Source organism: Paenibacillus sp. FSL R5-0914, from assembly GCF_038004525.1.
GTDB lineage: Bacteria > Bacillota > Bacilli > Paenibacillales > Paenibacillaceae > Paenibacillus_AQ.
The window spans coordinates 640,616-652,691 of record NZ_JBBORH010000001.1; the positions used below are offsets into that span (position 1 = coordinate 640,616).

General features: G+C 45.8%; 10 protein-coding genes. 7 read left to right on the forward strand and 3 right to left on the reverse strand.

Features of this window, described 5'->3' with window-relative positions:
* Positions 1-22 precede the first annotated feature (22 nt).
* The 6 genes from MKX60_RS02680 (at position 23) to MKX60_RS02705 (ending at position 7,187) form a co-directional block, all read left to right on the forward strand.
* The gene (locus MKX60_RS02680) at positions 23-1,408 is read left to right on the forward strand and encodes an ABC transporter substrate-binding protein (RefSeq protein ID WP_339799748.1); all 1,386 of its coding nucleotides are present in this window, start codon (positions 23-25) and stop codon (positions 1,406-1,408) included.
* Positions 1,409-1,541: 133 nt separating this feature from the next.
* A complete protein-coding gene (locus MKX60_RS02685) occupies positions 1,542-2,531 on the forward strand; it encodes a LacI family DNA-binding transcriptional regulator (protein ID WP_042184112.1) in 990 nt (329 codons plus the stop codon).
* A 30-nt stretch (positions 2,532-2,561) separates the two neighbouring features.
* A complete protein-coding gene (locus tag MKX60_RS02690) occupies positions 2,562-3,575 on the forward strand; it encodes an N-acetylglucosamine kinase (protein WP_341059033.1) in 1,014 nt (337 codons plus the stop codon).
* A complete protein-coding gene (locus MKX60_RS02695; RefSeq protein WP_371915750.1) occupies positions 3,565-4,869 on the forward strand; it encodes a 6-phospho-beta-glucosidase in 1,305 nt (434 codons plus the stop codon). The genes MKX60_RS02690 and MKX60_RS02695 overlap by 11 nt, the downstream gene beginning before the upstream one ends.
* A 21-nt stretch (positions 4,870-4,890) precedes the next feature.
* Positions 4,891-5,988, forward strand: a complete 1,098-nt coding sequence (locus MKX60_RS02700) for a polysaccharide deacetylase family protein (RefSeq protein ID WP_341059035.1) — start codon at positions 4,891-4,893, stop codon at positions 5,986-5,988.
* A gap of 224 nt (positions 5,989-6,212) precedes the next feature.
* A complete protein-coding gene (locus tag MKX60_RS02705; RefSeq protein WP_256716338.1) occupies positions 6,213-7,187 on the forward strand; it encodes a MerR family transcriptional regulator in 975 nt (324 codons plus the stop codon).
* Here the strand turns inward: MKX60_RS02705 and MKX60_RS02710 are convergent.
* Positions 7,169-8,647, reverse strand: coding sequence for an alpha/beta hydrolase family protein (locus MKX60_RS02710; protein ID WP_076286667.1), 1,479 nt, complete (start codon positions 8,645-8,647; stop codon positions 7,169-7,171). The genes MKX60_RS02705 and MKX60_RS02710 overlap by 19 nt on opposite strands.
* A 230-nt stretch (positions 8,648-8,877) precedes the next feature.
* Positions 8,878-10,221: an aminotransferase-like domain-containing protein gene (locus tag MKX60_RS02715; protein WP_341060262.1), complete on the reverse strand. Its 1,344-nt coding sequence runs from the start codon at positions 10,219-10,221 to the stop codon at positions 8,878-8,880.
* 140 nt (positions 10,222-10,361) lie between these two features.
* Between MKX60_RS02715 and MKX60_RS02720 the strand changes: the two genes are divergently transcribed.
* Positions 10,362-11,300, forward strand: coding sequence for a DMT family transporter (locus MKX60_RS02720; protein ID WP_341059036.1), 939 nt, complete (start codon positions 10,362-10,364; stop codon positions 11,298-11,300).
* Between the two features lie 94 nt (positions 11,301-11,394).
* Here MKX60_RS02720 and MKX60_RS02725 read toward each other — a convergent pair whose 3' ends face one another.
* Entirely contained in the window at positions 11,395-12,057 is a 663-nt protein-coding gene (locus MKX60_RS02725; RefSeq protein ID WP_341059037.1) for a hypothetical protein, read from the reverse strand.
* Between the last annotated feature and the right edge of the window lie 19 nt (positions 12,058-12,076).

Genomic DNA, 12,076 nt, shown 5'->3' on the forward strand with positions numbered 1-12,076 from the left:
GAAATCATGGAGGGTTTAGCTAATGAACAAGAACAGGAAAAGTAGTGCGCTTTTACTTGCAACAACCATGCTTGTTGTTCTGGCATTGTCAGGCTGTAGCGGCGGCAAATCGGCGGGTAACACTCTATCTGAAGGAACTGGTGGCTCGACCAATTCAGGAGGCAAAGCAGAAACGGTAACTATCACCCATTACACAATAGATTCAGAAGACCGGACTTTTGTTGAGAAATTAATTCCTGATTTCGAAAAGCAGCACCCGAACATTAAAGTAAAAGTGGAAAAAGCACCTTATGAGCAGTTCGACAGCAAGCTGCAAACGCTAATTGCCGGTGGCAAATCACCCGATGTGACAAGTCACTGGGGTTATGGAGGTTTCGCAGAATACTACAACAAGGATATGCTGCTCGATTTGACCGACCTTTTAAAAGAGGATGGTTTCAAGGCAGCGGATTACAACATCCCAGAGAACCTGATGAACATTTATAAGGTTAAAGATCACACATATGGTATCCCAGTTAATATGTATGTCACCTTGATGCTCTATAACAAAGACATGTTTGATGCTGCCAAACTGACTTACCCAACAAGCGATTATGAAGATAAGAGCTGGACGTTTGAAAAGATGGTCGACCAGGCTAAACAAATGACTCTCGTCTCCGATGATATTGCCAAAACACAATATGGCGTAGACTTCACCTGGTCTGAACGCGATATGCGGCCATTATATTTTGGAGCGCAGCCTTATTCAGAGGATACATGGACGAATGGCGGCGTGCCTTCCGAGACTTATTTTGATTCCCCTGAAGTGATTGCTGCCTACAACAAACTCTTTGATCTCGTCTTCAAAGATAAAGTCTCTCCTTCCTCCGAGTGGAGCAAAAGCGTAGCTGGACAGAACGGTGATCCCTTTGTTGCAGGCAAAATCGGGATGTCTATCGGTGGCTCATGGAACCTTGCAGGTGCGAATGACTTTCCCTTCAAAATCGGTGTAGCCGCTGTACCATGGGGAGGCAACGATAAGGTACGCAGCACACTTTACGTCGATCCGCTGCTGATCTTGAAGGACTCCAAACATCCGAAGGAAGCTTTGGAATGGATCAAATATTTGATCACTACCGAAGTGCAGGAGAAATCCATTGAGCTTAGTGGCGGTAACCCGCCAGTCAACACCGAAGCTGCTGAAGCATACTATAAACATTTTGACGGCATCGATCCACAAGATATCAAAAATGTCTACGAGGGTGCTGTGAACTATGGCTTCGAATCCTACAACCATTTGATCACCAACTACTCGCAAATTAATGACATGTTCATTAATGAATTGCAGCCAGTAGAAACTGGACATAAGACGGTGGAAGAGGTGATGACGACGATTCAGAAAAAAGTTACGGAGATCATTCATCGTTAATATTTGGCAGGTATACCGTCCCTTTAGGGACGGTATACCTGTTTGAAATCATACGTTTAGCGGACAGTCTGCCAACCCTGTATACTAAAGGTAGAAAACAGGATCGGAAAATCTGCCGCGAGGAGAACTAGAGATGAAAGTGAGTATTTTTGATGTAGCCAAAAAATCAGGATTATCGGTTGTAACCGTATCCCGGGTCTTAAATGGGGCCGAATCGGTACGCGAGAATAATCGCCAGAAGGTGCTGGAGGCCATTAAAGAGCTGGATTATCGCCCTAATGCAGCGGCACGCAGTCTGGCAAGCGGTAAGACGGGAATTATCGGGATTATTGTCACGACCCTGCAGGATTCTTTTTTTGACGCAGTGGTCAAAGAGCTGAATGAAGTCTTAGCGATGCATGGTTATTTTTTGGCCATCTCCATCTCAGCAGGCATCGAATCGGATGATAGCCATTATTTAATCCAGGAGGATCGTGTAGACGGTTTGTTTCTACTCTCTCCGATGGAAGAGGATAATTATATAGTGGAATTAAAACGGCGCGGCATCCCCTATGTGCTGATTGATAACCAAAAGCCCGAGAATGACACCTACTCTATCACGATTGACAACTTCAAAGGTGGCTACATGGCTACCAGTCATCTGTTAGCGCTTGGTCATACGTCAATTGCTCATCTATGTGGACAGGAGATGTTCCGTAGTACGCGGGAGCGGCGTGCCGGATTCCTACAAGCGCTTGAGGAAAAAGGTCTTACTCCATTTGAGATTGTACATGGTGATTTCGAAATTGGAATGGGATACGAAACCTGCAAGCGTTGGCTGAACGAAGGACAATTACCTACTGCGGTATTCGCTGGCGATGACAATATCGCCCTTGGAGTCATCAACGCGTTAATGGAAGCTGGCATTCGGGTACCCGAACAAGTAGCTGTGATTGGCTATGATGATCATTATATTGCTTCACAGCTTCATCCATATTTAACAACGATCCGTCAGCCTTCGGACAAAATTGGATTAGCAGCTGCCGAAATGCTCTTAAAACGTATCTCTGGAAAGATGAAGCGCGGAGCTGGAGTAAAGATTGACCCAGAGTTAATTGTACGGGAATCTACTACTTCCAATTAATTAAATCATATAAACAAGGAGTGACAACCATTGACTTACTACTTGGGGATCGATGGTGGAGGCACCAAAACCTATGCTCTTCTATGCGATGAACATGGCAATGTTCTCGGTAAGGGCAGGAGCGGTAACGGCAACCACCAGACAGGCGCACTTGAGGCAGCCAACAGCATTCGAGAGGCCACATTCGGGGCACTAGATGAGGCTGGACTCCGATTGGAGGACATCCAACATACCTATCTTGGGCTTGCCGGTGCTGACCGAGAGGCCGATTATCTCATTCTCCATCCAATGATTCGCGAGATCGGATTTATCAATTACACCATTAACTGTGACACCATGATCGGATTACGTGCAGGGACGACTCGCCCTTATGGAGTTGCACTAATCTGCGGCACAGGCACCAATTCGGCAGGCAGAAACACGCAAGGAGAGCACTATCAGTGTGGTGGCTTTGACTACATGTACGGTGACTTCGGTGGTGGCGGTGCTCTCAACATTGAAGTCTTTCGTTCTGTCATAAGAGCTTGGGATGGACGGGAGCAACCTACCCTCTTGACCGGACTTCTACTCAACTTGCTAGGTTATGAGGAAGTTGCAGATATGTTTAATGATTTCCTCAACCATTGGAAAAGGGTCCCTGTTCATGCTGCTCGCTTGCTCTTCGAAGCAGCAGCTGAAGGAGATGCTGTATCCTTAGAGATTCTAAATCGGCAAGGCGTTGAGTTAGGGAAGTCCGCTGCTGCAGTCATCCACAAGCTTGGGATGGAGCAGGACACCTTCGATGTGGTTCTGGCGGGAAGTCTGCTAACCCGTGGGGATCGCGGCTGGATTCGCGGACCTATTGAGAAAGCTGTACAAGCCGCAGCTCCACAAGCAACTGTGGTGACTCTTGCCACAGAGCCTGTAGTAGGTGCCGTATGGTCCGCGATGGATCAAGATGGTTTGACCCTTAGTAATGAAGCGTATGAGACCATGCGGCAATTTCAAGATTATGAATCGATCCAACAAACAAAAAAGACAGGAGTGGTTGATCTTGGCAACTAATCAAGGATTAAAGATCGCAGTTATCGGTGGGGGTTCTTCGTATACACCCGAATTGGTAGAGGGATTTATTCTTCATTACAAGGAGCTTCCTGTTCGTGAACTATGGCTCGTAGACATCGAACCTGGACTTCGCAAGCTGAATATCGTTGGAAATCTCGCTAAACGCATGGTTGAGAAATCCGGGCTTCCGATTGAAGTTCATCTTACAACAGACCGCCGGAAGGCTATCGAAGGTGCAGACTTTGTCAGCACTCAGATGCGTGTCGGTATGCTTGACGCCCGCGCACGTGATGAATCGATTCCTCTTAAATATGGTGTCATTGGTCAAGAAACGACAGGTCCTGGCGGAATGATGAAAGCACTGCGTACGATCCCTGTCATTCTGGATGTATGCCGGGATATCGAAGAGCTGGCTCCTAACGCATGGCTGCTCAATTTCACCAATCCTGCAGGAATGGTCACTGAGGCTGTTCTGAAATACTCCAAAGTAAAGAGTATCGGTCTCTGTAATGCACCTATCGGTCTGATCAAACAAGTATCCGCCAAATATAACGTAGCTGCCGACCGTGTTTATGCCGAATTCGTTGGTCTGAATCACTTACACTGGATTACTCGAATCGACGTTGAAGGTGAAGATAAGCTGGATGATATGCTCACAGAGGGCTACAGTGCCAAGAACGTGCCAGCCCGAGAGTGGAATCCAGAATTCCTAAAATCTCTTCGCGCCGTGCCTTCCTACTATTTAAAATATTTCTATATGACGGATGCCATGCTCGAAGAGCAGATGGAATCGTTTAAGCAAGGTATCAACCGTGCTGAAGTCGTCAAACGCGTAGAAGAAGAGCTATTTGAGCTATACGCCAACTTAGAGCTGAGCGAGAAACCGAAACAGCTAGAACAACGCGGTGGTGCTTTCTATTCAGAAGCAGCAGTTAATCTCATGAGATCGCTCTATAACGGTTCAAACGACATCCAGACCTTGAATGTTGCTAACCGTGGCATACTGGACTTCTTGCCAGATGATGCAAGCATTGAAGTGAACTGTGTTGTCACCAAGAACGGACCACTACCTCTACCACTGACTAAGATTCCACCGATGGCCAAAGGGCTTATTCATGCTGTCAAAACCTACGAGCAGCTAGCCATTGATGCCGCTGTGACCGGTGACCGTGCGCTTGCCCTTCAGGCAATGGTGCATCATCCACTCGTTCCATCTGTAGATGTGGCGGTTCGTATGCTGGATGAAATGCTGGAAGCCAATAAAGAGTTCTTGCCGAACTTTTTTACTAAATAACCATAGAGATGAGGCGTCAATATGTCAGCTAAAGCGGTTTGGAAAGGCGATGTGAACCAAGCCATCTGCGCGTTTACATTTGATGATGGGCCTTCCCAGCTTCCCGTTGAATTATGGCTTGATGTTTTGGAGGAGGAAGGTGCTGTCGGCACCTTTTTCTTCACTGGGGAATGGATGGATCGCTATCCAGAGAAGGCGAGATTGATCCTGTCCCGTGGTCATGTGCTTGCTCCGCATACGTACCATCATCGGCGAATGGCCCAAGTGCCAAAGGCGGTATTCTTAGAGCAATTGAAGCTGACTGAGCTGGCCTATCAGGATGCAACGGGTCTCCCTTCTCCCAATTTCATGCGTTTTCCATATTGCTCATTCCGGGAAGAAAATCTCGAGTGGCTGACAGAATGGGGCGATTATCTAGATATTGAAGGCGTTGACTGCGGAGATTGGTCTGGTATTTCTGCTGAAGAGATCGTTGCCAGAGTTGAACCTACGCTTGAGAATGGAACCATTGTAGTCATGCATAGTAATGATGTTGCAAAAGGTTCACCGGATGCACTGAGAGCACTTATTCGGATCGCCAAGCAAAGAGGCTTGGAAAGTGTCGGCGTACCTGAGATCCTTGGGTCCATTGGCGTAGAAGTAAACCACAGACCCTGGAAAATAGTCGTAGACGTTCCCGCAGAGTTAGATCATCCCTTGGAAAATTGGATCCCTTTAGAAAATAGTAAGCAGCTTGCCGACCTCGCGACCCAGACAACTGAGTGGAACATTCCGCAATATACACTACATTTCACTTCTGAAAAGGAGTGGCTGGAGCATCTGGAGAGTCCACTAGAAGAGGTTGGAGTGACAGAGGATCGCGAGTTGTTTACCATACGGCAATTTGATGGCAGCTATTGGGGATATGTACGCGCCGGTGTCGTAGACAATACCCTTGTATTATTAGATTATGCGGCTAAAGAAGCGCAGGCTGATACCTTGGTGTACTTACTTCGCTGGGCTGCGGATACTTCGATCAGATTGGGACTAACCAAGATTGAAGCCAGACTCAATATTCGTAAAATGAGCGAGATGTGCAGACAGTTAGGCTGGCAGTCAGAGATAGTAGAAGATCAATAAGAGACATCATCTATACTGATAAATAGTTGCGGTAAAAAACAGCGCTCCCCCGTTATTGGTGGATCGCTGTTTTGCGTTATGAGAATGGTAAACATCCCAGCAGTAAACGCCGTAATCCCAGTTTGCTCTACTATCATCCAAATGCAAGCGCTAATTGAAAGCTGTTGTTCCTTTCGGTACAATCAATTGCAACATCGTATTATTCCATCAGAAGGGGTGATTTCTTGCGTAAAGATACCAAAACCATCGGCGAGGTGGCTAAGCTGCTGGGCACAACCATTAAAACCATCCGTTATTATGACGACATTGATCTTTTGAAACCATCGAGTCACAGCGAAGGTGGACACCGGTTATATACTCCCGAAGATATTTCCCGCCTGCGGCTGATCACAACACTGCGTTATTTGGACTTTGGCATTGACGAGATCCGCCAAGTCATCGCTGGAGAGATTCAGCTCAATACAGCACTCAACTGGCAAATCGAAGCACTGGAGACGCAGGTTAATACGCTGACTAATATGATTTCGATTCTGCGCCAAGCCCAAGCGCATGATTCATCAGGCAATTCCATGGATTACATGAATGAGCTGGCTGACTCCTTGTCCATGAATACCGCTAAACGAAACGAGTTCATCTCCAGCAAAATAGAAGAAATACAACCGTTCAGTCAATTGCCATCCGAATGGCAGAATACTTTTTTATATTTGTTCAATAAATATATTATCAATGAAGTCAAAGTGACAGCTGGGCAAACCGTAGCTTGGAATGAGCTACAAGCGCTAATGAATGATGCGCAGTACATGGAGGAGCTTGTCCGATTCGAACTGCCCTTCCTCAATATGGTCAGACACCCTCGTGTTCCCGCTGCGTCCTGGATCAGAACGCTGGAGAGTATCCGAGTCCGGGTGGAAGCAGCCCTGCAACACAAATTATCAGCAGACAGCGCTGTTGTACAGGCTATTGTTGAAGATTTTGTGATGCTGTATGCAGATCCAGAGCAGTTCCGCGATAAAGCTGCCTTTTTCCGTCAATATGCTCAATGCATGCACACTGCTCCTACCGAACGGATAGAACGCTTTAATAAACTGTGCTTGCTTCTCAATCCCAAATGGGATGTTATTGTAGAAGGAAATACCTTGCTGATGCAAGGATTACAATGGAAACTCGGGCAGGAGAACTCTCACTCTGCGCCTTGTTGAAGTGTGAACTTCGGATGGTCTCCCAGGTTGATGTTCAAATATTGCAAGGGCTGCCCTTTTAAATAATGGTCAAAAAAATCAAGCGTGTACTCATTAATCAGCTCATGCGTTCCGCTCACATCCACACCCTCCATCCATTTAAACAACGGGGTGAGCAGATATAGATCGGAGAAGCTCATATGAGTGCTTTTTTTGAATGTCATCCAATAGTTTCCACCTGCGGTTACCGGCTCATAACGGGCAAACAGCTCATTATAGTAGGCTGTAATTTCTTCTCTGTTCGTCCCAAGCGCGTTGATTTCTGCATCAGTGGTTTGGTCTACTCCTTTTAATGTGTCATCGGCACTCATGAGCAGAAAAGGCTTCTTTAGGCCGTCTGTAGGAATCCGCTTTTCACCGTAAAGTACCCCATCCATATCGATGCCTGCTTGTATTCTCTGATCATCCAGCAGCATTTGCACCGTCGTGGCTCCCCCAAAGGAATGCCCGAACATGCCCATATGTTCAAGATCGATCCGGTCAGTAAACAGACCACTAGGGTCGTTCGCAGACAAGGCCTCCATTCGATCAAGCACAAACTTCGCATCTTCTACCCAAACTTCATTACGCCGATCCATAAAAGAATACTTCATTTGCTCATAGCCCATTTTTCCTTCTGAATCAAACTTCACCACAGGCTTATCTGGAAATACCGAAGCCACGCTGCTATAAGCATGTTCAATCCCTACGACAATATAGCCGTGACTTGCCAATTGCTCGACTTGAAACATGTTCTGATTCTTGTAGCCCATAAATCCATGCGAAAATAGAAGCACAGGATATTTAGATTCTGTATCCGCTAATCCGGCATTCGCAATAGCATGGGTGTTGACCAGCTTAAACCCTGAGAATAAAAACTCCGGCAGGTGCAAAAATTCATGCAATCCCTCTATATAGGGAGCAGGATCAGATAAATAGGGCGCCTTTTTTCCAGTAGCCTCCGAACTTGCCGGATACCAGATTTGCACCGCTAATTCGCGGGAATCACCGGATGCTTTCGTAAATCTTTCTTCTCTTGCAGAATCGGTCCAATGGTAGGTAATGGTTCCTATCTTGTAAGGACCTGTGGGCTCCGCAAAAGAAAATACAGGGAATAGGAGCGGCAGCGCAATGGACACAGCAGCATAAACCACTCCAACTCCTCCAATAATTAGTGTCTTCCAGCGCTGTCGCGACTTTCTTTCTATCCTTGCTGTGGGTCGTAAGAAAGGTCTTACCCCTCCTACAATCGCCCATAGTGTGACCAGATACATTGGGATCATCGGCCACCGCAATCCTTCCACGAAAGCGTGGACAAGCAGTAAAACAGCAGAAATTCCGCCGCCTATCAGCCACCCGCGTTGTGATTTAGGGCGTCCTAGCATTAACCCACCCAACATCCATACATTAAATAAGACAAGCATGATCTCAATCCATCTCATAATCTATAATCCTCCTTGGATTTCTCTTCTGGCCGCCGACCTGAACCAAGTATAAAACCTCCTGTTAGAGGAGAATCAAACACCTATTTCATTCACTGAATGGAGGATAGAGAAAAACTATGGGTTACGAGAAATGAGGATTGGGGCATAATTGAGGGGAAGATAACAGCTTGGAGGTCGCCTCTCAACTGATGGATCTTATTAAGATAGAACATTCATAAGATGCTACTTCAGCGTATTTCTCGAATCACCTGTGCAATGCCAGAAGAAATATCAGGCTCTTTTACACTAGATACATTGAGCTTTAGAATTCTCTCTTTTTTCGCAAAATAGGGAAGGTAACCGCTATCCGCCATCTCCACTCGAATGAACTTTTTTTGCAGCCGTTTGATCATCTGCTCTGCTCTAATACCATCCTCCAATTTCAGATACGTATGCACGACTAGCTGACTAGCTGGACGATAAGAAAAATGATGTGCAGAACCCCCTTCTACTTCCTTCCTAATTGAATCATGGAGGAGCATGGATCTTTTTCCGTAGCAGGAACGCATCTTTTTTCGGTGGCGCTCGAACATTCCACTTTTCAAATACAACTCCAAGGCAGCTTGTGACAGCATAGAACTATCTATATCCATCAGTCTTTTGAATCGGTTAAAGGACTCACAGAGCACCTCAGGAAGTACAGCCACACCAACGCGCAGACCTGGGAATATAATCTTGGAGAAGCTTTTTAAATAGATAACGTGTGATGTATTGTCATAGGCATAAATCGGATCTTGCTTCGTATCCTGCTCCAGATCTGCCATGTAGTCATCCTCAACGATATACACATCGTATTTAGCTGCAAGCTGGGCAATCGCCTTCTTCTGGTTGCGGGTATAGGAAACGCCAAGCGGATTATGAAACCGTGGAACGGTATAGAAGAACTTGAACTGGCCCGTCTTAAATAACCGCTCTAATTCATTCAAGTCCACCCCGTCATCCGAACGCTGTATCCCCTCTGTCTCGATGTCGTACGTCTTCAAATACTCCATAAACAGTGGGTAACTCGGCTGTTCAATCAACACACGCTCCCTGCTATTTGGAAAAGGAATACGGGTTAAGAGTCCAAGTGCTTGCTGCACACCAGAGGTGATAAAAATCTGTTTGGAATCAGCAAATACCTGATAAGAGGCCAGTTGCCGCTGCATTTCACGGATCAGAGACGGCAGCCCTTGCGGCGTTCCATAGATAAACAAATCCTTACGGTACATATCGATCGCCTTATTAATACAATGTTGAAAATCTAGATACGGAAAAATATCCGGGTCCGGTGCAGATGCTGTAAAATCAATCCAGTGCGCCCCCTCTTCTTTTTGTTCCCCACTGCGTTTCATGACATAATATCCACTCTTTGACGCGGCATAGATTAGATGTTTGTCCTGAAGGTCTTGGAGTGCTCGAATAACCGTGCTCTTATTGCAGTCATAACGTAGCGCTAGCTCTCGAATAGAAGGTAACTTGTCGCCCTCACGATATGTATCTTCAGCGATTTGTAATTCCAGAACGTTGATTAACTCCGAATACTTATAAATGCCCTTCACCTACCTCCGAGTCTATTTTGTACCGGTACAGATGAACAATAATTACATTGTAGCATAGCTGTTCTAGCCTTAGAATAAAGAGCATAACAGGACCGGTCCTAAATGCGCGCAACACTTTGGAGGTCTTATAGATGAATACATCTTCTACTCAAAAAGCGATAGTAGCTGCTATCTTGAATGCTATTATTGTCGGGTTTTCTTTTATATTTGTAAAAATGGCTTTAACCGTCTCGGACCCATTCGATACGTTAGCTCACCGCTTCACGTTATCTTTCCTTGCCGCTTCATTATTTACTTTTCCAGGATGGGGGCGGGTGAAGTTTGGTATTTCCAAGGCAGCAGTGGTAATCCCACTTGCTCTACTATACCCATCGTTGTACTTTACACTTCAAGCCTTTGGACTTCTGCATACAACATCTGCTGTAGCGGGCATTATTCAGGCGACCATGCCCATCTTCACCATCATTTTAGCAGCGATGTTCTTGAAAGAAACTACGAGCGGTTTCCAGAAGATCTCCACCTTAATATCGGTTGCAGGCATCATTCTTATCTTTGCCATTCCGGGCGTGAGTATTTCTTCCTCTAGTCTGTGGGGCGTCTTACTCATCCTAATCTCAGCGCTATCCCTTGCCGGCTATAATGTTGCGGCCCGAAAGCTGACACGAACTTGGAGTCCTAAAGAGCTCACTTATATGATTACTTTATTTGGATTTATATTTTTTAATGGATTGTCGATCATTAAACATGGTTCGGCAGGAACCTTGAATCAATATTTCACACCTTTTCAGGAGCCAAAATTCATATTCTCCATGATTTATCTCGGTGTGTTATCTTCCCTAGTGACCTCCTTCCTCTCCAACTATGCTTTATCCCGAATGGAGGCTTCACGCGTGAGTATCTTCGGCAGTCTTTCGACAGTTGTCTCTATTCTTGGTGGTGTACTCCTGCTGAATGAACAGCTGGAATGGTATCATTGGACCGGCACGGTGATGATCATTGCCGGGGTAATCGGAGTGAATTGGCGGAAAAGAGCAAGGGTTCAAGCAAAAAGCGAGATTGGGTTGGACTAGATACATTTACGTAACAAAAAGACACCCCTCGAGGTGTCTTTTTGCTTTTACCTTTTCATTCTCTCTATTCTGTATCAAGCTGCGGTTATCACTGTTACTTCGACGTTTCTAACGCCTTGATTTTTTCTTTATATTGATCCAATAGTTTAGTTAAAGCTTCCTTAATCACAGTGGAATCTTTGGTTTTAGCCGCGCTATTCAGATCCTCTTGGGCTTTGAAGAAGGCTTTATCAGCCTCACTAAGTTCTTGAATTGAAATCGTAGCTTCAGTTGATTCTACTGCCGCAATTGCAGCTACACCTTTAATTGAAGTAGAGGCAAAACTCTCCATCTTCTGAGCTTCAGGTAATTGGATATCAACGCTGCGACCCGCTTCAATGTAACTCACGGGCAGAGCTTCAGCTGATCCAATCTCTTTCGATAATTGAACTCCCTCCGCCTGCTCAGAAGGTACAAGCTCAGAAACTGCGGTAATGCTAAATCCAGCAGCCTTATAATATTGATCCAAGGTCTTCTTCCAGTCTTCCAGAGTATTAGGTGCGTATGTTTTAGCCAGTTCCAGGGGATCTACCCAATCAAAGCTTATTAAGCTTGCAGAAAGTGATCCACTATTTGCTGGAGTAACCACGGCTGCTACTGTTGTCTTCGCACTTTGATCGTTAGCTCCACTTGCTGCGTTCACTGCAGTCGGTGCGGCAACTGCGGACACTAGTAGGGCGGACAACGCTAACTTTTTAAATATCATCTGTTGATTCATAAATACAACACTCCTCGTC